Below are 22,119 nucleotides of genomic sequence, written 5' to 3'. Positions count from 1 at the left end.
CAACAAAAGTGCTGTCTTTGTCGCCGTTGTTTCATAAAGCTTTATTTTTTAATAACGCATTGGTTTATTTGGCTACGAAACAAAAAATTTCACTTTAAAATCAAACCAATAACTTATTGTGCATCCAATCAGATAATTCCCTGCTTGGTCTATAATTTAAAAAAGCTAAAAATTGGCATCCAAGGGTGGGCACCATGGCAGGAAAGATAACAGGTTTGAGAAGCCGCTATCCGCTGCATATCCAGATTGCCGCGCTGTTTACCTTGCTGATTGTCTCCATCGGCAGCGTGATCGTATTTTTCAGCCACAGCCAACTCACCAAACTGACCGAGGCCAGCACCAACCGGCAGTATCAAAAAACTGGCGAAGCCATTGCTGCGGAGCTGGACTCTGTCACCCGCAGCATGAAAATGTCGGTGAATATGCTGGCACGCATGCCAATAATAGAAGCCACCACGCTCGAACAACGCATGGCGTTTATCGGCCCGCTGGTCGAGATACTCAAGCAAAACGATTATGCCAACGCGGTATACAGCGCTTATCCCAACGGCGATTTCTTTATACTGCGTCGCCTCTCCCCTGCCAACCGAGCTTTATTTAATGCGCCGGAAGATGCCGAATGGCTAGCGCAAAGCTACCGCTTTTTAGAGACCTCACCCCAGGTTCAGAGTATCTTTTTGGACGGCAAACAGCAGGTTATGGCGATTAAAACCGTGCCGTATAACAATTATGATCCCCGGGAGCGTGCCTGGTATCAGTTGGCGATAAAAACTCAGCAACTGGCTTGGATGGCAAAGGCTATCCTTACCAGTTAACCCGCCAGCAGATGAGCATTCCGGTGCGCATGATGGCGATCGCCGACGTGTTTGAAGCCCTGACGGCGGCCGATCGGCCTTATAAACCGGGCAAGCTGTTATCTGAAGCACTCAATATCCTGGTCAGCATGGCGAATGAAAATCATCTGGACCGTGAGTTGATGATCCTGTTCCTGGAGTCTGGTATTTGGCATGACTATGCGCTGAGCTATCTGCAAGCCGATAAAATAGACACCGTCGATATTCCCGCGCTGTTACGCAAACTCGAAATACCCGATTGCCAACCGACGAACTGATACCCAGCAGTTTCACAACATAGGGGCGCAGCGGCGCCCCCACCGTCAAACATCTAGCTATTTTTTCTGCCGTTGCGCCTCAAACCACACGCCGCATTGGGAGAAGATCAGCGTATTACGATCTTTCACCAACACGTTATCACCGGGGACGCCTTCAGTCCCCTGATCGGTGATCCCCGGTACGGTGACATCCTGATGCTGAATGATGACTCGCTGCACCGAAGGCGTACTGATACCCAAAATCGGGAAATCGACGTACGAATTATCTCCCGAGTTGTCTTCCACAAACTCTTGCGCCTCTACCGTGGTGGTAGTCGCCCCCTGATTGCTCAGTTTCTGCTCATGCCAGGTAAAACCGTCTGCTTTATAGTTGATACTATTACCGACCAACTGCTGTGCCTGCTTTTCATCCCAGCAGCCCACGGTCTGGGTGGGAATGACCTTGGTCACGCTCCAGTTGCCGATTAACGCCGATGGGATCGGGGCTGGGGCGTTTTGTGCTGCCCAAGCTGTGGGCAACGACAGCACCAGCAGCGCAGCCAATGGCACGATTCTTTTACTCAGGGCGGGGAATTGCATGGTACGGCTCCTTAGAGTGCTGCAAGTCTATCAATTACAGTGACCAATCTGGCTATGACTTTACCTAAGCCATTGGCCTTTCAGCAAGCGGTGTTAACGCGGAATTAGCGGCCACCAGCGTTGTTCATCATCCCGCTGCTGCCACTGCGTCTCTCCACTGAGTGCCAAACGCCGATCGTCCAGGTAACGATATTCGCGGCGAGCCGCTTCCAACAGGCTAAAATCCAGCTCTGCCTGCACTATTCCTGGCTCACGTCCCAGACTGGCCACCTCGCGCCCCAGGGGGTCAACAACCAGGCTTTCACCAGCAAACTGCATCCCACATCCATGCCCGGCGCGGTTGGCCATCGCCACAAACATCTGATTATCCTGAGCGCGAGCCAGCAAAGCGTTACGATGCACGTGACCATAGGGATCCATATTGCCATCGGTAACCAGCAACAAATCACACCCCATCAGGGCCAACGCTCTTGATGCCTCTGGGAATTCGATGTCATAGCAGATCAGTAAACCAATACGCCGCCCACGCCACAGCCCGCAGACCAGGCGATCGCCCGCTTGCGCTTCAACGCGTTCGTTGGTCCATAAATGGCTTTTGCGATAATGCAGATAGACGCCCTGCTCCGGCGTGATCAACACCGAACTGTTGAACAACTGCGCGCCATCCTGCTCAAGAAAACCCACGGCGACGGCAATCCCCGTACGCTGGCTTGCCGCCACCACTTGCGCGAGCTCCGGGCCTTGCAGTTGCAGCGCATAGTCCGTATTACCGTCAGGATGGGTAAAGCCGGTAAGCTGCGTTTCTGGCAACACCAACAGGTCGGTTTGGCCGCTGCAACGTTCAATCTGCGCCAGCACGGCGGCCAGGTTATGGGCAATGTCCCCTTCACGGCAGGTAAATTGGGCCAAGGTTATCCGCATTGATTACTCCTTTTATGTCGAACAGTGTTTTTACCTGTTATCGCCACTGGCTGGCAAGCCACTGTTAACGGAGATCATCAATAAACGGCAGCATTATTCCTCCGGATGATAGCCATTGAAGTAAAGATTCAGCAGCACCGCCGCCACTGAAGAGAGCAAAATGCCGCTATGCAGCAATGGTTGCAGGCTCGCTGGCATCTGGGTAAAGAAATCAGCCGCTACAATCGGGATCATGCCAAGCCCCAGGCTGATGGCGACAATATAGGCGTTATAGCGATTGGTATTGAAGTTGACCCTGGTCAGGATCTTGATGCCGGTAGACAGCACCATGCCAAACATCACGATACCCGCGCCCCCCAAGACAAACTGCGGGATCGAGGCTACCAGAATAGACATTTTGGGGATCAGGCCGAACAGCACCAGGATCAAACCTGCCATCACGCACACCCAGCGGCTGGACACCTGAGTAACGCTGACCAAGCCAATATTCTGGGAGAACGAGGTATGCGGGAACGTATTGAAAATACCGCCGATAATGGTTCCCAGGCCATCAACCCGCAACCCACGGACCACATCTTGCTTGGTGGTTGGGCGACCGACAATTTCCCCCAGCGCCATAAACATGCCCATCGATTCAATAAATACGATCAGCATGACGATCGTCAGGGTGATAATCGAAGCCGGATCAAAGGTCGGCCAACCGAAGGCAAAGGGGCGCACGATGGCAAACCAGGCAGCATCATCCAGGCCAGAAAAGCTGACCTCTCCCATCAGCAGTGCCACCACAAAACCGAAGCCAATCCCCAACAGCACGGAAATATTGGAGATAAAGCCTTTACTAAACCGGGTGATTAGCAAAATAAAAATCAGCACCAGCAGCGAGACGCCAATATAGGCCGGATTACCGTAGTTGGCATTACCCCTGCCCCCGGCGGCCCAATCTATCCCGACCCGCACAATGCTAAGGCCGATAGAGGTGATCACAATCCCCGTCACCAGGGTTGGGAACAGCGGCATCAAACGGCCTACCAACGGCACCAGCAACGTGGTGATAACTCCAGCCGCAATAGTGGCACCAAAGATACCGGTCAGGCCGATTTCGGGGTTGGCTCCGATGGCCAGCATCGGCGTGACGGCTGCGAAGGTGACAGACATGATGACGGGCAACCGAATACCCGCAAAGCGGCCAATCCCGATGCATTGCAATAGTGTCACCACGCCACAGCAAAACAGATCGGAGCTGATCAGATAGGCAATCTGCAGCTTATCCAGCCCCAGGCTGCCACCGATCATCAATGGCACGGCAACCGCCCCCGCATACATCACCAGGACATGCTGAAGCCCCAGGGTAAAAAGATGGGCTATGGGCAATATCTCTTCAACTTTATCAATTGGTTTTTCAGTCGTCTGCGCCTTTTCGCCGGGCAAAATAGTATTCAAATTGGTCATGGAACCTCACTCCTGTACGGCCTTGATCAGATTGTCACTCCTGATGGCTACGATTCGAGGGCACAGCCTGATAACCCCCCTGATAATGGATGTACGGCACGAGGTCGGGGCATGCATATTGTGTGCAGAGTGGGCCGTTCGCGGGTGGTATTGTGCAGGGGATAGTTTTAAATGCGAAAACCATCACAGATGAGGCTTAATTTGTTTTGATTTAATTAACATTAAATTAGATAAAAAATAACATTCACCACCGACGAAAATGGCGCGATTGATAAAATTACCAATATGATTCGTCTCAATTTGAGATCCCACTACCATCCCCAGCCGATAAACCGACAGCAGCAACATGTTGTAATTTTGGTTGGCAAAATCTGCCACCGGTAACTAATCCCTTGATTGCCCGTCATTCCTGGGTTTCCACAGCCAACCAGAGGCACGCTATCAAAAGTAACAAGCCGATAACCGCATAGTTACGGTTAATAATTAGCCTGATTTTGGTTTATTTTTGAGCAACAACTGTGTATATTACCATCATTCACAGGGAATGAGTCAGGCGATCCGGCCACTCCATTACAGGGATAGACGTTCAGTTGCTCTTTCAGAAATCTTTTATGCTTAAATTTTTTGCCGTATTTCTCACTTGCTCAGCTTTTTGCATGAGCTTTTCCGCTTCAGCCAGTTCCGGCCACAATAATACTCAGGAGCTAAAAAAAATCCTGTCGCATTATGACCGATGGGAAGGAGTTCGATACAAATTCGGGGGTAACTCGCGCAAAGGCATCGACTGTTCAGCCTATATGCAGCGCGTGTTTCAAGATGAGTTTGCCGTCAGTTTGCCACGCAGCACCGGTGAACAAATGAAGCTGGGCTCGCGAGTAGCTAAAAGTGAATTAAACACTGGCGATTTGGTGTTTTTCAAAACCTCATCCCGTCAGCGCCACGTCGGCGTTTATATCGGAGAGGGTGAGTTTGTTCACGCCTCTACCAGTATGGGCGTCACCGTTTCCAGCCTGGATAACCAATATTGGGGCGAGCGTTACGAACTGGCCCGGCGTATCAATGGCAGCGATGCATAAACCTGCCCACCTGGCCAAACCGCCGGTCACCACACCGGCGGCCAAGGCGAGGATCACAGCTTCTTGCGGTTACGGCGCATATCGATAGCCACGGCGGCCACGATGATCATGCCTTTGATAATGTCCTGAATGTAGGAATCTACGCCAATAAAGGTAAAGCCACTTTTGATCAGGCCGAGGATCACCGCGCCGATCAGTGTGCCGGTAATGCGCCCCACGCCGCCCATCAGGCTGCTGCCACCGATGACCGCTGCAGCAATGGCGTCCAACTCATAAGACACCCCCATGCTCGACTGCCCGCTACTGACTCGTGCCGCCAGTACCACGCCCGCTAATCCTGCCAACCCACCCGCAATGGTGTAGACCGTCACCAGGTATTTATTGACGTTGATCCCTGAGACCCTGGCCGAGGTCATGTTGCCGCCGATGGCATACACGTATTTGCCATAACGGGTGTGTTTCAGGGCGATATGGAAAATCACCGCCACCACCAGGAAGATAATCACCGGCATGGCACCTTGGCCAATCGAGGTGAAGCCATCCGACAGGAAACTGACCGGGTTACCTTTGGTGTAATACTGTGCCAAACCACGGGCAGAAACCATCATCCCCAAGGTGGCGATAAACGGTGGAATACCGGTGCGGGTGATCAAGAACCCGTTGATAAACCCGCAAATAATACCCACCCCAATCCCAGCCCCGATGGGGATCGCAGCAGGCAAATCCAGCAGGCCCGGATACATGGGCGAAATGCTTTCGGAGGTTTGCGCCAGGCTGGCCGCCACCACCGCCGTCAGGGCAATCAACGAGCCAGAAGAGAGATCGATACCGGTGGTAATGATGACCTGGGTGACGCCAACGGCGATGATGCCGATGATTGCCACCTGCAAGACGATCAGCAGCAGGCGGTTCGGGTTAAGCAGGAACGACTGATCGCGCACGTACCAGCCCAGCATTTCAAAAATCAGCGCAATGCCAATCATGACAATAAAGATGCCGGTATCTTTCGGCAGCTTGCCGCTGAAACCGGCAAACAGCGAGGCTTTGACCGGCTGAGTTTCCACTTTGACGTTATTCATTGTGTTTTACCTTTGCGTTATTCCGAGGCCAACGCCATGATTTTTTCCTGGTCTGCTTCATCTTTATCCAGGATCCCCGTAATGCGTCCGGCGTGCATCACCATGACGCGATCGCTCATGCCGAGTATTTCCGGCAGTTCAGACGAAACCAAAATAATGGCGACGCCACGGTGCGCCAATTCGCTGATCAGGCGATAAATTTCCGCCTTGGCACCCACGTCGATACCGCGCGTGGGTTCATCCAGGATCAGGATCTTCGGCTGCGCCAATAGCCAGCGGGCAATCAAGACCTTCTGCTGATTGCCGCCGCTGAGGTTATTGATAATCTGATCCATCGTCGGGGTTTTAATATTGAGCTTGCTAATTTGCTCCATGCAGTCTTTCGCCATTTGCGTCTGGCTGACAAACCCGTTTTTGCTGGTATAGGCGGAAAGGTTGACGATGCTCATGTTCTCCACCACCGACAGCACCAGAAACAGCCCAGACTTTTTACGGTCTTCGGTCAGGAATGCCAGCCCCTGCTCGATGGCTTTGGAGGGGGAGTCTATTTTTACCGGCAAGCCTTCGATATAAATCTCGCCCCCCTCGGCCGGGTGCATACCAAACAGGCTCTCCATCACTTCGCTGCGCCCTGCGCCCACCAACCCGGCAACTCCGAGGATTTCTCCGCGCTTAACCGCAAAGGAGATATCGTGAAACCAGCCGCTGCGCCGCAACCCAGCCACACGCAACACCTCTTCACCGATGTTGTTATTGAATTTGGGGAACATCTGGGTCAGCTCGCGGCCCACCATCATGGTGATCAGCGACTGTTTGGTCAGGTTCTCGGTTTTATCACTGGCGATCGAGGTGCCATCGCGGAAGATGCTGACCTCGTCGGTGATGGCAAAGATCTCATCCATTTTGTGGCTGATATAGATAATGCCTTTGCCCTGCTGCTTCAGTTCACGAATGATCGCAAACAGATGTACCACTTCTCCTTCCGTTAATGCCGAAGTGGGCTCATCCATGATCAATACGTCGGCGTTATAAGATACCGCCTTGGCAATCTCAACCATCTGTTGGTTGGCGATGCTCAGCGTGCCTAGTTGAGTTTCCGGGTCTAATTTAATCTTGAGATGCGCCAACAGTTCGCGGGTTTTACGGTTCAATTCCTCGTGATTCACAAAACCCAGCTTGGCGGGTTCACGCCCCAGCCAGATATTTTCTGCCACCGTCATATGCGGCACCAGGTTCAGTTCCTGGTGGATCATGGAGATGCCCGAGTGCAAGGCTGCCAGCGTATCGTTAAACGTCACCGGTTGCCCTTTGACCTTGATAGTGCCTGCATCGGGACGATAAATACCGATTAAGCACTTCATCAGCGTTGATTTACCGGCTCCGTTTTCCCCCATTAACGCATGCACGCTGCCCGGTTTGATCTTGAGCGACACGTTATCCAACGCCTTAACGCCCGGGAACTGTTTGCTGATGCCTTCCGCCTCCAGCACATAAGGATACATACTGATAACCTCCGCCGTTATCCTGCCGATCGCTGTGAACGATGTCCCTCACCGTTTGGAAAGGGGCCGGTTGGTAATTACTTTTTATTCTTGTCGGCAAAGTCTTGGTAATTGGCTTTGGTGATCAGTTGGTAAGGGATCATGACGCTGCTTTCAACCTTCTCACCCTTAACCAGTTGAATGGCGGTTTGTACTGCGCCTTCCCCCTGGCCTTTGGCATCCTGGAAGATACTGAGGCTCAAATCCCCCTTCTTGATAAACTCCAGGGCATCTGGCGTGCCGTCGACACCCGCTACCAGCACACCGGTTTTCTTCGCCTGTTTCAGCGCCAGAATGGCACCGATCGCCATCTCATCGTTGTTGGAAGCGATAGCATCAATCTGCTGACCGGAGAGGATCCAGTCGGTCGTCACGTCAACCGCCTCTTTGCGGAAAAACTTGGCGGTTTGCTTATCGATGATATGAATATTCGGATATTGGGCCACCACTTCCTCAACGCCGCGGGTCCGGTCACGGGTGGCTTCACTGGAAAGCTCACCGAGCAGGATCATCACGTTACCCTTGCCGTTCATCAGCTTGGCCAGTTCCTCCATCTGCAGCTTGCCCGCCAGTTTGGAATCTGAACCTACGTAGGCCATACCGGCTGGCAGCGTGGCTTCTGGCCGACGGTTGACGAACACCAGTGGAATACGGGCGTTCTCCGCCAGCTTGATCATTGGCTTGACGCCCTGGGTATCCACCGGGTTAAGGATGATGGCATCGACCCCTTGGCTGACGAAGTTCTCTATCTGCTGGATCTGCTGTGCGATATCGCCTTTGGCATCTTCAAACTGGCCGCTGACGTTACCTTCCTGCTTCATTTTGTTCTGCATGGACTGGCGCAGGATGGTCAGGAAGTTGTCATCAAAGTAGGCCATCGACACGCCGATCTTGATATCTTTGGCTAACACCGAGGCTGGCAGCATGCACATCAGTAGCGAGGTGACGATCAATTTATTCAGCTTCATGTTCTGTACCCTTTAATCGTTAGAGTGAAGAGGCCTGTTGATTTGACGGCTAATGAAAAATATTTTTTACATTCAAACAACAACCCGCTCGTTATTATCGCCTTAAAGCCCTGTTCCACGCGGTATTTCATCAGTTAATACTGGTTGCGAGATACTTGGAGGTAATTAAAAAAAACATTTAAAACAATGTATTGAAATGAGTTCTTGATGTAATTGTTAAACACCTCATTCACTTGTCAAACGTTTGTTTCAAAATTGAGACTAATGAAATTTTTTAACCCAAACAAGCGAAACGTGCGTTTTGGAATGAGCAAATAACAAAAACATGACAGGGATCTAACAAATGGACGCAAAGTGACCGTCGGTCCGTCTGGTTTAGCGGCCTTTGCTCGAAGGGATTACGGCTGGGGTTAGCGGGGCGGGCGCAGCATGTGGCGCCCTACATGAGGAATTAGCGAACCGCTGGAAGCTTTTGCCGGAGCTAGTTTTGTTCTGAGACCAGCACGGCCAGCGTATCCGGCTCCAGGGCGCGGAAGATATGCGGCCGGTCGGCTGGGTAGCAAATATAATCCCCGGCATTCAGCTCAGCGGGCTCCTCCACCAGCCCGACCAAGGCGCGCCCCTGGGTGATGACGATGTGTTCCACCGAGCCTAACGGATGTGGATGAGAAAGGCGGTCTGCTCCCGGCTGGGTCGTCAGCAGATAGATATCCCGCCGTGCGCCAGGCGGGCAGGTTGCCAACAGCACTGCCGTATAGTTAGCCACTTCCGACACCACCGCAGCCCCTTCCCCACGCCGGATCACCTGCGTTTTACTCTGCTGCGGCTCCATCAAACGCGCAAAGGGGATATCCAGCGCGACGCAGAGTGCCCACAGCGTTTCCAGGCTCGGATTGCCATTCCCCGCTTCGAGTTGTGACAGCGTGGATTTGGCAATTCCTGCCCGGCGGGCAATTTCTGCCAGTGAGAGGCCCGTGCGCTGGCGTTCGCGCACCAAGGCTTCAGCAATGATATTGATGGGTTGTTTCATAGGCCGCGTAACTCACCTTATAACGAACGATCGTTCGACTTGTAAATCGAGATTGAAGTGTTCATTATAATAGAACAACCGTTCGTTTTGAGAAAGGCAGTGAGAAAAATAGTATGGCTAAAAACTTTTTCCCCTCGATCGATAAAGGGGTGATCAAAGGGATCGCGCTGGTCTGCCTGGCAGACGGCATCGTAGGGATCTCCTATGGTTCGCTGGCGACCGGCCTGGGTTTCGAGCTGTGGGTCCCGCTGATGCTGTCGTTACTGGTGTTGGCGGGTGCCTCTGAATTTCTGTTTATCGGCATCGTAGCCAGCGGTGGTAGCCCCTTTGCGGCAGCGGCAGCCGGGCTACTGGTGAATGCACGCCACCTGCCGTTCGGTATGGCAGTGAAAGAGGTGATCGAACGCAGCCGCTTTAAGTTATTGGGTTGCCATATCATGAACGATGAAAGCGTGGTGTTCGGCATTTCGCAACCAACGTTGACCAAAAAACGGGCAGCCTACTGGCTCTGTGGGCTGGGGATCGCCGCCTGCTGGCCGTTGGGCGTGTTGATTGGCGGCACCATTGGCAGCTTTATTCCCGATATCAATGCCATCGGGCTGGACGCCGTGTTCCCCACCATTTTGCTGGCCTTGATTGTTGGTTCGTTGAAAAATCTGCGCACCAGTATTTCCGCCTGCTCCGGCACCCTGATTGCCCTGGCTAGCGTACCCTTGGTACCGATTGGCATGCCGGTGCTGTTTTCACTGTTGGGTTTACTGATCAGAAAGCGAGAAAAATAATGGATAACCAAACACTCATCATTGGCATTCTGATCCTGGCCAGCGGTACCTTTGCGTTTCGCTTTGCCGGTTTCCTGCTGGGCCGCAGCCTGAGCTTTTCTGACCGGGTTCAGGCCTTGCTCGCCGACTCCGCCACCACGTTGCTACTGGCCGTAGCGGTGATCGCGACGTTGTTCGAAGGGCAACACTTTGCCGGTTATGCTCGCTTGGGTGGCGTGGCCGTGGGAGCATTATTAGCCTGGAGGAAAACGCCGTTAATCGTGGTATTGCTGGCTGCAGCGGCAGTGACGGCGCTGTTGCGGGTAGCCGGTGTGGCATAACTCACCGCTGGCCGGGTATGATGGCAGCCGGCAGGTATGCTGCCTCACCGGAGATGGGATAGAAATGGAGAAGCTCGCCACGTTAGCCGTAGTTGGAATAGTGCTGCTTGCGCCTTGGACAGCGCTACAGGCTGTGACGCCAGTGGGCCCAGGTTTTACCCCCGAGCGGCCAGCTTCGCTGTTTGACTGCCAGACCCCGTTGGTCAAGCTGTTAGCCAGCAGCAATCAGGCGTTGATCCGGGCGGAGAAAGTGCCAGCGGACAAGCTGGAAATTAATATTGAACCACGAGCTAACGGCATACAGGCCATTGAGTTGTTCGATCGCCGCAGGCCAGCCTCACCTGATTCGCCAGGGGCCGGACATCTTGGTTGGGTCATGTACGATCCGCAAACCGGACAGCTACTGGATAACAGTGCCGACGAACAGCATCCGCTGCAACTCACCTTTAATCCACAGTACGGCAAACAATATCAGCAATGCCTACAGAAGGAGCAGCGCTGTGCGACCATTTTGGACCAGATGAAATTAGGCCCAATCATTGCCGATTCCCCTAAATATGTGGTGCGTGGTAAAGGCCGGGCTTATTTTCACGCCGCCCCCACTGAGCAGTGCGTCAATGAATCTCAATTTGTGATCCCGAATGACAAGGTGCAAGTGGTGGGTTATGCCGCGCTTGAGCCCGTCGAAGGTGAGAAAAATGGCTATCTGTTAGTCGGTTATGGCAATGCCTCCGGCTGGATAAACGTTGACCGCCTGGCCCCGCTCGACGAGATTTGCCAAGATGCCCAGGCCGGCGCCGAAGCTGCAATAAGCAAGGCGGCCTCACCTACGGCGAAGTATCTGGTGAAGAGCAAAAAACTCTATTTTTACGACTCGCCGGATAAGCTCTGCCAAGATGAAGGCGGGAAGTTTGTCGTCAATGGCGATAGCGTTACCGCCACGCACGGGCAGCCTTATAAGGACTTTTTGTTTGTAAGCTATATTCACCCCAAAGCCGGCGATAAAACCACGGGCTGGGTGAAGGCTGATGGTTTGGCTGGGCAATAAATCCAGGCCCGAGTGGCTCCCTCGCCCTTTGAGAGAGGGGAAGCACTCTAAAACCCACCGAGCGGTGGGTTAAATAGCGTGATTGATCAATCAGGCCGCCAGCTCAAATAAGTAGAGCGTGTAATCAACCTTGCTCGCCACATTACCCGGCGTTGCGCGGCCGGTACTGCAGAAGTTTGCGGCGAAGGAGGCATAAACCTCACCATTCATCACCGGGAAAAACGCCGAACTCACCATCTGAGCATTACTGCCCGCCTGCACAATATTGTTTTGCTGGTCACGCAGCTGAATTTGTACGTTACCTGCCTCCGCCATATTAATCAGGCCGCCGGTGACAGCATCAACCGTGGCGCCCCCCTCAAAAAACACCAAGGCGTGAGTATATTGCTCCGGGATACCTGCAACGCAGATGTCGAAGCGGGTTGCCTGTGCCTGGGCACCTGAGTTTGCCAGCTGTACTTCGCTTACTGCCCCAAGCTGCACATAGCCATTTTGGGTTTCGCTGCCGTTAACGCTGACGGTGAGGCCAGCACTGCGTGGCCGCTGTACAATAATGCCACCCTCTTCAATCCCCATGGTTTGGGCAACGATTTGTCCAGCAAAATTGATGGTTCCATTGACGGTATTATTCATTGTAAATATCCTTATTCTAATAAGAGAGCACAGTGAAACTGATGTTCCACCCGATTTAATTCGCAGTGTTTGTTCTGCTTAACTAAATATTACCCACTTAATGATAAGGGTTCCTTTTGTTACCGTTGTGCTGTCAATGGCAGGACGGGGATAGTGTCAACCACCGCGAATAGTGCCACGCCATATAAAATCGGCATGATACATCCGCATTTCTCCTGGACTATCCAGCCCCTGCTCAGACTCCAGGTTTTCTTCCTTCTCTTCCTCTGCCATCAGCCATGCCACCGCATCCTGGGCAAACTGTTCCACTGGCTGGGTAAACGTGGTGAGGTTGTAGGAGGACCATGCCGCCTGCGGAATATCATCGAAGCCAGCAACACAAAGATCCTCTGGAATGCGTAGAGCAAAGCGATAGCGCGCCTCATCCATAAAGCCACAGGCCAGCAGATCGGTCACACAGAACACCGCATCAGGACGTTCCCGCCGGGTTAACAAGCGGTGCGCCAGGATCTGCCCACTCTCATAGGAGGTGGTGCCAAAACGTTCGACGGTGACCGCCAGCCCCGCCGCTTGCGCCGCCTGGATAAAACCACGTTCACGCGCCATCAGGCTTGGCGTGCCCGCCAAAGAGTTGGCAAACGCGATCCGCTGGCAACCCGCACGGGCAAACGCCATCACGATCCGCCCCGCCGCCTCTTCGTTATCCTGGTTGATACTGAGTGAACCCGGCAACGCGTCGTTACGGTTAATCAACACCAGCCGCTGGCCGTGCTTGTGGCACAGGCGAGCGATCGCACTGTCCGGCATGCCGGACAGGACAAAAGAGGCATCCGCACGGAAGTTAATGGCCTGCTGCAACGCCTGCGATACGCTGTCATCGGGACGATCGGTGTTGATCAGCATGGTAATTTTCCCCGCTTCCTGCAAATGCTGGGTCAGTAATCTTACCAGGCTGGCCCGATAAGGCGTCGCCAGTTCTGACACGATCAGGCACACAATGCCGCTGCGATTACGCACCAACCCCCGCGCCAGATGATTAACGTGATAGCCCAGCTCTTCAGCGGCCCGCATCACCCTTGCACGGGTTACCGCCGACACGCTGGCACCGGGCGTATAGGTGCGAGAAACTGCCGAACGGGAGACCCCCGCCAGCTCCGCCACGTCTTTCGCACTGATCATCATTTTGTCTACCGCCATCTTTACACCCATCCATCGCGCGTTGGTGAAAATTTTGCCGCACTTTGCAAAGCTGTGCAAATTTTTATTGGCATGATTGTTCCATTTTTGTGACGAAGAGGTTGAATTATTTCGCAGCGCAATTGACAGTGCGATTTTTATCCTCTAGTTATTTGCACACACGTGCAAAGAAATGGCGACAACGTATCGCCACCCTACACCAACCAGGAGAACACCATGCATCGAGTCAATCTGATGGCGGCCATCGTCGCTGGCACCGCGCTCTCAGCCTTCTCTGTCCACGCTGCCGAGCAGTTGAATATGATCTGTTCCGCTGACGTCGTGGTCTGTGAGCAAATGACCAACTTGTTTGAGCAACAGCATCCGGATATCAAAGTCAGTATGGTGCGCCTCTCCGCCGGGGAAGCCTATGCCCGTATTCGCACCGAAGCTCGCAACCCGCGCACCGATATCTGGTGGGCAGGCACTGGCGATCCGCATATGCAAGCGGCCAATGAAGGGTTAACCCAGGCCTACCAGTCACCGCTACTGGATCAACAGCAAGATTGGGCGCGTAAGCAGGCAGAAAGCGCCAACTACCGCACCGTGGGTATCTACGCCGGGGCGCTGGGCTGGGGTTACAACACCCAGCTACTGGAGCAGAAAAAAATCAAAGCCCCGACCTGCTGGAGCGATCTGCTAGACACGGCTTACAAGGGCGAGATCCAGATGGCTAACCCGAACTCTTCCGGCACCGCTTACAACACACTCGCCACTCTGGTTCAACTGATGGGCGAGGAGAAAGCCTTCGACTACCTGAAAAAACTCAACGCCAATATCTCGCAGTACACCAAGTCGGGTTCAGCACCGGTTAAAGCGGCGGCGCGCGGTGAAACCACCATCGGCATCGTCTTTATGCATGATGCCGTCGCCATGCAGGTGGATGGCTTCCCGGTCAAGGCCGTTGCCCCCTGTGAAGGCACCGGATTTGAAATTGGCTCCATGTCGATTGTCAAAGGTGCTCGTAACCTCGCTAGCGCCAAGGTGTGGTACGACTGGGCGCTGAGTGCCGAGGCTCAGTCACACATGAAAGACGCCAAATCTTACCAACTGCCGTCAAACCGTAACGCAGCGATCTCCGAATACTCTCCGCGCTTCGAAAACATCAAGCTGATTGATTACGACTTTAAAACCTATGGCGATACGGCAAAACGTAAAGAGTTGCTCAGCCGCTGGGATAAAGAGATCGGTGCCAGCGCTCAATAATCATCACGTCATCCTCCTCCGCGCCGATGCGTTTGCTAAGGCGCTAACAGGAATCATGCATGTTTGAGGTCACAATGAATGCTCAAAACCGCCGATTGGATGGGGCTTTGGTGCTGGGAGCGCTGGCAGTGTTGCTGCTGCCCTGGTATAGCCAGGAAGCCGGATTCTTCGGCTTTGGCTGGCTGAATACGCTCTGGCAGGATCGGCAGAATGCCCCGGCCTTATGGCAGATACTGGCGTTTCAACGCCCCTGGCTGGCGATTGCCCTGTTACTGCTGTTAACGGGTGCGCTAGGTCGGCTGCTACAGGTGGGCCGGTTACGCTCCCAATTACTGATATATGCCAGTGCCGTGGGCATTTTGTTCCTGCTGTTTGAAGGCCATGCCATCGGCTACAACGGTTGGAACTGGCAATGGAGCGAACAGCTGTTTGGTGCGCTCGGTGACGGCCAACCCGCTTTTGGGGCTGGCGCGATCCTGCTTCTCACCACCTTTTTGCTGTTGTTCTCTTTTGGGCTTGCCGAACGTGGCGTGCTGAAGGGCGATGCCTTTGTCGTCAGCTCGATTGTACTGCTAGTGGCGCTGGTCAGCACCTTCGTGCTCTATCCCGTACTGAGCATGTTCGTCGCCTCGGTACAGGACGTGGATGGCTCGTTTAAGCCAGATGGCCTGCTCACCAATATGCGCGATCCGGCGATCTGGAGCCTCAGTTGTTTAAGCGGTGGCACTTGCGGCACCGCCTGGCGCACTCTGTGGCTGGCACTGATGACCGCCAGCGGTTCTACGCTGCTTGGCCTGGCCTTTGCGCTGGCCGCCACCCGCACGCCGCTGCCATTCAAGAAAGGGTTGCGCATGCTGTCCGTGCTGCCGATCATCACGCCGCCCTTCGTGATTGGCCTGGCGTTGATGCTGCTGTTTGGCCGTTCTGGTGTGGTGACCGAACTATTATTCACCCTGTTCGGCATTGAGCCTGGCCGCTGGCTGTATGGTTTGACCGGGATCTGGATCGCTCAGGTGCTCTCCTTCACGCCGATCGCTTTTCTGGTGTTGATTGGCGTGGTGGAAGGCGTTAGCCCTTCGCTGGAGGAAGCCTCGCAAACCATGCGCGCCAATCGCTGGCGTACCTTCCGCTATGTTTCATTGCCGTTGATGGCACCTGGGCTGGCGAATGCCTTTCTGATCGGTTTTATCGAAAGCATGGCGGATTTCGGTAACCCAATGGTGCTTGGCGGCAGCCACGGGGTACTGTCGACCGAGATCTTCTTCTCGGTGGTCGGGGCGCAGAACGATCCGAGCCGCGCGGCGGTGCTGGCGATCATCCTGCTGTGCTTTACGCTCAGCGCCTTTGTTTTGCAGCGTCTGTGGCTGGCAGGGAAGAGCTTTGCCACCGTCACCGGCAAAGGGGATGCAGGTACGCACTGCGGGCTACCGCGCGGGTTGCGCTATGGCGTGTATCTGCTGGTGATCCCTTGGGGCCTGTTCACGCTGGTCGTCTACGGCATGATCCTGATCGGCGGGTTTGTCCAGTCCTGGGGACTAGACAGCAGTCTGACGTTAGCTCATTACGCCCGTGCCTTCGGTTTTCACTGGAACGATGGCCAGATCGTCTGGACCGGCGTGGCTTGGAACTCGTTCTGGACCACCATGGAGATCTCGCTGATTGCCGCACCGCTCACGGCCATCGTCGGCATGCTGACCGCCTGGCTGATCGTGCGGCAAAAGTTTGTTGGCCGCCAGGCCTTCGAGTTTATGTTGATGCTCAGCTTTGCCATCCCCGGCACGGTGATCGGCGTCAGTTACATCATGGCCTATAACCTGCCACCGTTAGAGATCACCGGTACGGCTCTGATCCTCGTTGCCTGCTTTGTGTTCCGCAATATGCCGGTTGGCGTACGCGGTGGCATCGCCGCCATGAGTCAGTTGGATCGCAGTCTGGACGAGGCTTCGCTCACGCTACGCGCCAGCAGTTTCCGCACCCTGCGCAAGGTGATCCTGCCACTGTTGAAACCTGCTATCAGCGCGGCCCTGGTCTATGCCTTTGTGCGGGCGATCACTTCCATCAGCGCGGTGATCTTCCTCGTCAGTGCCCAGTACAACATGGCCACCTCCTACATCGTTGGGTTGGTTGAAAACGGAGAATACGGCGTGGCTATCGCCTACTCCTCAGTGCTGATCGTGGTGATGATGGCCGTGATCCTGACCTTCCAACTGCTGGTCGGCGAACGCCGCCTGCGCCGCGTATCCCGCATTGCCACACCGCCGGCGATCCCTCCGGCAACCTTACAACAGGAGAATGCCGTATGACTGCCATTCGTTCCGGTTCGGTGGTGTTTGAAAACGTCACCAAACAGTTTGCCGATTTTGTCGCCCTGCCCGGCCTTTCTCTTACCGTCGAGCCAGGGACGCTAGTGACGCTGCTCGGTCCTTCCGGCTGCGGAAAGACCACCACGCTGCGTCTGCTGGCTGGCTTGGAGCACCCAACTTCGGGGCGCATCCTAATTGGCGGCAAAGACGTAACACATCTGCCCGCCAACGAGCGTGACATCGCGATGGTTTTCCAATCCTACGCCCTGTTCCCGCATATGAACGCGTTGGACAACGTGATGTACGGCCTGCTCGCCAGCAAGCTATCGCGTAAAGAGGCGCAGGATCGGGCACGTGAGGTGCTGAAGTTGGTTGGCCTGGAAAGCATGGGCCAACGTCTGCCCTCCGAGCTGTCTGGTGGACAGCAGCAGCGCATCGCCGTGGCGCGTGCGCTGGTGTTAGAACCGCAGGTGTTGTTGCTCGACGAACCCCTCTCCAACCTTGACGAACGCCTGCGCCGCCGCGTGCGTACCGAGATCCGCGATTTGCAACAGCGCCTCGGCTTTACGGCGGTGTACGTCACCCACGATCAGGAAGAAGCGTTGGCGGTTTCCGATAAGATTATTGTCATGAAAGACGGGCATATTGCCCAACAAGGGGCACCGCAGGAACTCTATCACTCCCCCGCTTCGGTGTTTATCGCCGACTTTATGGGCGAGGCGAATATCCTGCCCTGCGCGATTGAACGGGTGGAGGGGAATGAGGCGCTGATCAGCCTGGGCAACCGTCAATATCGGATACCGGGAGCCAAAGCCCGCCCCGGTGCCGCCCAACTTTCGGTACGCCCGCAGTTTATTACCCTGCATGCGGACCAGGCTGGCGCGTTGAACGGAGAAGTGACCCACAGCATCTGGCTCGGCGACCACATCGAATATGAAGTGAAAACCGACCTCGGCGCACTGTTTATCGTCGACGTGCAGATGGAGCGCCAACTGACGCCGATGACCCGCGTGGCCATTGATTTTAAACCTCAGGGGCTGGCACTGATTGCCCAGTGAGCCCAAATTTAAGGACTTGATATGAATGAGCAGATTTCCCAACGCCTGGCGTTGGCCGAGCAGGTCGCACGTGAGGCGGGAACCAGGGCGCTGGACTATTTCAACCGCCGCGAAAGCCTGGTGATTGAAACCAAGCGTGATGCGCAGGACGTGGTTTCCATCGCCGATCGCGAAGTTGAATTGTTGATCCGCGAGCGTATTGCACAGCAGTTCCCAGACGACGGTTTTCTCGGTGAAGAGTTTGGCCTGCAATCCGGCAGTTCGGGCTACACCTGGGTGGTCGATCCGATCGACGGCACCAGCCCCTTCGTCAACGGCATGCCGAACTGGTGCGTTTCCGTTGCCGTCATTCACCATGGCGATCCGGTGATTGGCGTGATTATGGCGCCTTGCCAGCAGGAGTGTTTTGTCGCGGCACGTGGCGCAGGCGCAACGCTTAATGGCAAGCCGCTACACGTCGATCCGGCGCGCACGCTGCAAAATCACATCACCGGCTTTGGTGCCAACAGCTATGTGGCCCCCGAACGCGTTGGTGAGATCGTCGCTGAGATCACGGCGGTTGGCGGCAATTTTTTCCGCAACGGTTCCGGGGCCATGATGTTGGCCTGGGTTGCCGCAGGCCGGCTGGTCGGTTACTACGAACCTTATATGCACGCCTGGGATTGTCTGGCGGGTTACTGCCTGGTGAACGAGGCTGGTGGCTGGACGCATCCATTTAATACTGGGGAAAACCACCTGCTGCACGGCGGGCCGGTGCTGGCCGTTGCCCCCGGAGCCAAGGATGAGCTGTTACGGATCGCACGGCTGTAACCCGTGTTCTCTCTGTTTGGGGCCGGACCATTGTCGACCCCGACGGATTAACAGGTTGAGCTTGTTTACTCAACCTGTTGTTCTTCAATATCATATTTTACCACCACATCGTTCAGATATAGCCGTTCGGACTGTAATACCACCGAGTCCTGCCCTTTGGTGGAGATATCACGCCAGATTTCATTCTGCCGGTAAATGCGCTGTTGCCGACGGATAAATCGGTGGGATTTCTGGTAGACATGATACTTAACCGTGCGGGGAGCCGAGCACAGCAGCTCACCTTCCAACTGATGCTCTGCAACGTTGAACACCAGTTGAAAGCTATCCTGAGTCGGGTTATACAGCACCAGATCGATATAGTTGTAGAAAATGGCGGCTCCCGAGCCAAAAGGCAATATACGGCCTTCGTCCGGGAAAGGATCAAAACTGTGATTTGCCCGTTCGGCCACCACCAACGGTGAGTGGATCGCCATCCAGTGGATTAAATTGCTGAGCTGGCAAATGCCGCCGCCAATACCACTGCGCGCTTCGCCAAACGACAGCTCCATCCCTTCAACAAAACCACGCGCGCGAGTCGGTTTCCCCACCAGCTTACAAAATGAGAAATACTCACCCGGCTTGATAATAATTCCACTGGTTGCCGCAACCGCCAGCCGCAGATTAATCACTTTATTGTGCTGCAAGCCTATATCGCTATTGCCCAGCTTGCGGATCAGCTTCGAGGTGTGCTTGATAAAACGGTGATCCAGCCGCTGCCCCGGCGTTTTCTCACTGGCGTACCGGCGCGATGACCATTGCCACGCAAGATGGCGCAAAACTCGCTTTTGCCGAACTCGCAGCCAATAAAGCAGTGGATGATAGGATGATAAAGGCCTGCGCATAGCGTTAATCCATTAACCAGTAACTTAATGATAAATTAGGAGAAAACCCATTAACCACCACGTTATGGCATAGTGGTCAAGGAACAGCACCGTTCAGTATACCCGAGCACGGGGTAAATCACTCAGCCTGGTGGTATAAGCCGGTGACAACAGTTCACGCTTCATCGACCACACCTGCTGCGTACCCTGGCCAGCAAACCACAGCTTGGCCCGGCCCGAGTTATTGATATGATCCATCACCTGCATCAGCTTTTCGCTACCGGGCCTTGGTTGATAGTCGTCAAACAGTTCGAGCTGGGCGATACCCCGGCTGAAAAAATCCTGCAGCATCACGCCGCCCTTATCGAAACGATGACCGGGTTGCCAAATGGCATCCAGGCAGCGCATCGCAGCAGCAATAATATCGCGGGTATCTTGCGTTGGCGTGTTCAATTTGACGCTGGCCGAATTACCGTAATAGGCCTCGTGAGTGGCGAACGGACTGGTTTTGATCCAGGCGCTGACGTGCCGACAATATTGCCGTTCCGCCCTGAGCTTTTCTGCCGCCCGCGTGGCGTATAAGCAGATCGCCTGATGCATATGTTCATACTCGGTGATGCGCTCACCAAAGCTACGGCTGCTGATAATCTGCTGCTTGGTTGGCGCGAACTCTTCCAGTTCCAGGCAAGGCTCGCCACACAGTTCCCGCACAGTACGTTCGACTACCACGCTGAAACGTTTACGTATCATGGTGGTGCTGGCATCAGCCAGTTGCAGCGCACTTTCTATCCCCATCGCGTTCAGCTTTTTTGCTATCCGCCGCCCAATGCCCCAGACCTCTTCTACTGGCACTTTATGCATTAGCTTACGCTGCCGCTCCAGGCTGGAAAGGTCGACCACGCCGTCGGTTTGTTTCACCCATCTTTTGGCAGCAAAATTTGCCAGCTTGGCCAGCGTTTTAGTTTGTGCGATCCCGACCCCGATCTTCAGCCTCGTATCGCTCCGCACTTTGTCCCGGATCTGCCGCCCAAACAGTTCCAGATTCCCGCAATTAGGTACCGAGGAGAGATCGAGAAAGCTTTCATCGATAGAATAGATCTCAACGCGGGGGACTAACTCTTCCAGTGCCGTCATCACCCGAGCTGACATATCGGCATACAGCTCATAGTTACTACTGAAAGCGACACCACCCGCACGTTCCAACTGCTGCTTGACCTTGAAATACGGCCCGGTCATCGTCATCCCCAATTTTTTGGCCTCTTGGTTACGGGCCACTACGCAGCCATCATTGTTTGATAACACCACCACCGGGCGGCCACGCAGATCGGGCCGCCATAGCATTTCACAGCTGGCATAAAAGCTGTTCACATCGGCCAGCGCGTACATTATTTCAGCCTCGTAATAGTCGACACCACGACGCCAACGATATCTAAATCTTCAGCTCCATCATGTAGCGGGATTGGCTGGTAGTTGGGGTTCATCGGTTCAAGCTGTACGACTGGCCGTAGACATAACCGCTTTACCGTGAACTCCCCACCAACGCTGGCGATCACGATATCGCCATGTTCGGCCCCAATGCTGCAATCGACCACCAGCATCGAGCCATCGGTAATACCCGCCTCCAGCATGCTTTCACCGGAGGCATAAAGAAAGTAAGTGGCGTTCGGGTGGCTAATGCAGTATTCGTTGAGATCGATCCTGGCATGGACGTAGTCCTGCGCCGGGCTTGGGAAGCCAGCAGGCACCCGATCGGAAAACAGTGGCAGGTACAATTTCTCTGGGGTTGGTGTTGGAACAAAGTGTTTCATAGGGGTATGTCTCTATACTGTGTTTTTATACAGTATGGTTGTGCTGAATGGCTGACGGAAGAGAGATTTTCAAGGTGAATGATATGGGTATGATCGGTAAGGAAAGAAAGTCAGGTTAGGCTGCGACCAGTGTAGGGGCGCTGCATGCTACGCACGTGCGGCAGAGAGTTAAAGAATTACGAACTCCAATTTCCCTTATAGAACCTAAAATTGGTTACTCAATATCTGACCCCGGCGTAAAGCAAACGCCTTGACAGATTTCTATAAGTTGATTAACTCAGTCTTAGGACATGTTTTAGTA

21 protein-coding genes and 2 pseudogenes are annotated in these 22,119 nt (G+C 54.2%); 10 read left to right on the top strand and 13 right to left on the bottom strand.

What is annotated here, in order from left to right; translation table 11 throughout:
• Positions 1 to 194: 194 nt before the first annotated feature.
• Positions 195 to 782 (top strand): annotated as a pseudogene (locus ACKWMY_RS17940) (metal-dependent phosphohydrolase); the annotation flags it as partial.
• A gap of 2 nt (positions 783 to 784) precedes the next feature.
• Entirely contained in the window at positions 785 to 1,111 is a 327-nt protein-coding gene (locus tag ACKWMY_RS17935) for an HD-GYP domain-containing protein (protein WP_409486747.1), read from the top strand.
• 57 nt (positions 1,112 to 1,168) lie between these two features.
• Here the strand turns inward: ACKWMY_RS17935 and ACKWMY_RS17930 are convergent, their stop codons facing one another.
• The 4 genes and pseudogenes from ACKWMY_RS17930 to ACKWMY_RS17915 form a co-directional block, all read right to left on the bottom strand.
• Positions 1,169 to 1,690, bottom strand: a complete 522-nt coding sequence (locus ACKWMY_RS17930) for a hypothetical protein (RefSeq protein ID WP_024528819.1) — start codon at positions 1,688 to 1,690, stop codon at positions 1,169 to 1,171.
• 93 nt (positions 1,691 to 1,783) lie between these two features.
• Entirely contained in the window at positions 1,784 to 2,611 is an 828-nt protein-coding gene (locus tag ACKWMY_RS17925) for a carbon-nitrogen hydrolase family protein (RefSeq protein WP_409486746.1), read from the bottom strand.
• A gap of 108 nt (positions 2,612 to 2,719) precedes the next feature.
• Positions 2,720 to 4,060: pseudogene (locus ACKWMY_RS17920) on the bottom strand (nucleobase:cation symporter-2 family protein); the annotation flags it as partial.
• Between the two features lie 183 nt (positions 4,061 to 4,243).
• A complete protein-coding gene (locus ACKWMY_RS17915) occupies positions 4,244 to 4,438 on the bottom strand; it encodes a hypothetical protein (RefSeq protein WP_409486745.1) in 195 nt (64 codons plus the stop codon).
• Positions 4,439 to 4,650: 212 nt separating this feature from the next.
• On the opposite strand from ACKWMY_RS17915, the gene ACKWMY_RS17910 reads away from it, so the two are divergent.
• Entirely contained in the window at positions 4,651 to 5,136 is a 486-nt protein-coding gene (locus tag ACKWMY_RS17910) for an NlpC/P60 family protein (protein WP_235163269.1), read from the top strand.
• Positions 5,137 to 5,189: 53 nt separating this feature from the next.
• Here the strand turns inward: ACKWMY_RS17910 and ACKWMY_RS17905 are convergent, their stop codons facing one another.
• The 4 genes from ACKWMY_RS17905 to ACKWMY_RS17890 all read right to left on the bottom strand — a co-directional run bounded on the left by ACKWMY_RS17905 (position 5,190) and on the right by ACKWMY_RS17890 (position 9,754).
• Positions 5,190 to 6,215 (bottom strand): ABC transporter permease, encoded by a 1,026-nt coding sequence (locus ACKWMY_RS17905; protein WP_024485369.1) that lies wholly within the window; start codon positions 6,213 to 6,215, stop codon positions 5,190 to 5,192.
• A 17-nt stretch (positions 6,216 to 6,232) separates the two neighbouring features.
• Positions 6,233 to 7,717 (bottom strand): sugar ABC transporter ATP-binding protein, encoded by a 1,485-nt coding sequence (locus ACKWMY_RS17900; protein WP_024528816.1) that lies wholly within the window; start codon positions 7,715 to 7,717, stop codon positions 6,233 to 6,235.
• Between the two features lie 77 nt (positions 7,718 to 7,794).
• The gene (locus ACKWMY_RS17895; protein ID WP_211135971.1) at positions 7,795 to 8,724 is read right to left on the bottom strand and encodes a sugar ABC transporter substrate-binding protein; all 930 of its coding nucleotides are present in this window, start codon (positions 8,722 to 8,724) and stop codon (positions 7,795 to 7,797) included.
• Positions 8,725 to 9,205: 481 nt separating this feature from the next.
• Positions 9,206 to 9,754, bottom strand: coding sequence for a helix-turn-helix domain-containing protein (locus ACKWMY_RS17890; RefSeq protein WP_021181074.1), 549 nt, complete (start codon positions 9,752 to 9,754; stop codon positions 9,206 to 9,208).
• 113 nt (positions 9,755 to 9,867) lie between these two features.
• Here ACKWMY_RS17890 and ACKWMY_RS17885 point away from each other — a divergent pair, with 113 nt between their 5' ends.
• From ACKWMY_RS17885 to ACKWMY_RS17875, 3 genes are all read left to right on the top strand, one after another.
• Positions 9,868 to 10,536 carry an AzlC family ABC transporter permease gene (locus ACKWMY_RS17885; protein ID WP_409486744.1) on the top strand — a complete coding sequence of 223 codons (669 nt, stop codon included), beginning with the start codon at positions 9,868 to 9,870 and terminating at the stop codon, positions 10,534 to 10,536.
• Positions 10,536 to 10,856 carry an AzlD domain-containing protein gene (locus ACKWMY_RS17880; RefSeq protein ID WP_024528813.1) on the top strand — a complete coding sequence of 107 codons (321 nt, stop codon included), beginning with the start codon at positions 10,536 to 10,538 and terminating at the stop codon, positions 10,854 to 10,856. Before ACKWMY_RS17885 ends, ACKWMY_RS17880 begins: the two co-directional genes overlap by 1 nt.
• Before the next feature lie 64 nt (positions 10,857 to 10,920).
• Complete coding sequence (locus tag ACKWMY_RS17875; RefSeq protein ID WP_409486743.1) at positions 10,921 to 11,904, top strand: hypothetical protein; 984 nt, start codon at positions 10,921 to 10,923, stop codon at positions 11,902 to 11,904.
• A 90-nt stretch (positions 11,905 to 11,994) separates the two neighbouring features.
• Here ACKWMY_RS17875 and ACKWMY_RS17870 read toward each other — a convergent pair whose 3' ends face one another.
• Positions 11,995 to 12,537: a fimbrial protein gene (locus ACKWMY_RS17870; RefSeq protein ID WP_409486742.1), complete on the bottom strand. Its 543-nt coding sequence runs from the start codon at positions 12,535 to 12,537 to the stop codon at positions 11,995 to 11,997.
• Positions 12,538 to 12,693: 156 nt separating this feature from the next.
• Complete coding sequence (locus ACKWMY_RS17865; protein ID WP_409486741.1) at positions 12,694 to 13,734, bottom strand: LacI family DNA-binding transcriptional regulator; 1,041 nt, start codon at positions 13,732 to 13,734, stop codon at positions 12,694 to 12,696.
• Between the two features lie 216 nt (positions 13,735 to 13,950).
• On the opposite strand from ACKWMY_RS17865, the gene ACKWMY_RS17860 reads away from it, so the two are divergent.
• The 4 genes from ACKWMY_RS17860 (at position 13,951) to ACKWMY_RS17845 (ending at position 19,150) form a co-directional block, all read left to right on the top strand.
• The gene (locus tag ACKWMY_RS17860; protein ID WP_024528809.1) at positions 13,951 to 14,979 is read left to right on the top strand and encodes an ABC transporter substrate-binding protein; all 1,029 of its coding nucleotides are present in this window, start codon (positions 13,951 to 13,953) and stop codon (positions 14,977 to 14,979) included.
• Between the two features lie 74 nt (positions 14,980 to 15,053).
• Positions 15,054 to 17,282: an ABC transporter permease gene (locus tag ACKWMY_RS17855; RefSeq protein WP_024528808.1), complete on the top strand. Its 2,229-nt coding sequence runs from the start codon at positions 15,054 to 15,056 to the stop codon at positions 17,280 to 17,282.
• On the top strand, positions 17,279 to 18,340 hold the full coding sequence (locus ACKWMY_RS17850; RefSeq protein WP_021181066.1) for an ABC transporter ATP-binding protein: 1,062 nt from the start codon (positions 17,279 to 17,281) through the stop codon (positions 18,338 to 18,340). The genes ACKWMY_RS17855 and ACKWMY_RS17850 overlap by 4 nt, the downstream gene beginning before the upstream one ends.
• A gap of 21 nt (positions 18,341 to 18,361) precedes the next feature.
• On the top strand, positions 18,362 to 19,150 hold the full coding sequence (locus tag ACKWMY_RS17845) for an inositol monophosphatase family protein (protein WP_074028626.1): 789 nt from the start codon (positions 18,362 to 18,364) through the stop codon (positions 19,148 to 19,150).
• Between the two features lie 65 nt (positions 19,151 to 19,215).
• Here ACKWMY_RS17845 and ACKWMY_RS17840 read toward each other — a convergent pair whose 3' ends face one another.
• The 3 genes from ACKWMY_RS17840 to umuD form a co-directional block, all read right to left on the bottom strand.
• Positions 19,216 to 20,031: a VanW family protein gene (locus tag ACKWMY_RS17840; protein ID WP_211135968.1), complete on the bottom strand. Its 816-nt coding sequence runs from the start codon at positions 20,029 to 20,031 to the stop codon at positions 19,216 to 19,218.
• Positions 20,032 to 20,124: 93 nt separating this feature from the next.
• Positions 20,125 to 21,396 carry a translesion error-prone DNA polymerase V subunit UmuC gene (gene umuC / locus ACKWMY_RS17835; RefSeq protein WP_409486740.1) on the bottom strand — a complete coding sequence of 424 codons (1,272 nt, stop codon included), beginning with the start codon at positions 21,394 to 21,396 and terminating at the stop codon, positions 20,125 to 20,127.
• Positions 21,396 to 21,818, bottom strand: a complete 423-nt coding sequence (umuD, locus tag ACKWMY_RS17830) for a translesion error-prone DNA polymerase V autoproteolytic subunit (RefSeq protein ID WP_024528804.1) — start codon at positions 21,816 to 21,818, stop codon at positions 21,396 to 21,398. The genes umuC and umuD overlap by 1 nt, the downstream gene beginning before the upstream one ends.
• Positions 21,819 to 22,119 lie beyond the last annotated feature (301 nt).

The organism is Serratia sp. J2, assembly GCF_046269175.1.
In the GTDB taxonomy this organism is placed as follows: domain Bacteria; phylum Pseudomonadota; class Gammaproteobacteria; order Enterobacterales; family Enterobacteriaceae; genus Chania; species Chania fonticola_C.
The sequence above is the reverse complement of the archived record's forward strand: the minus strand, read 5'-3'. Positions and strand labels throughout refer to the sequence as shown.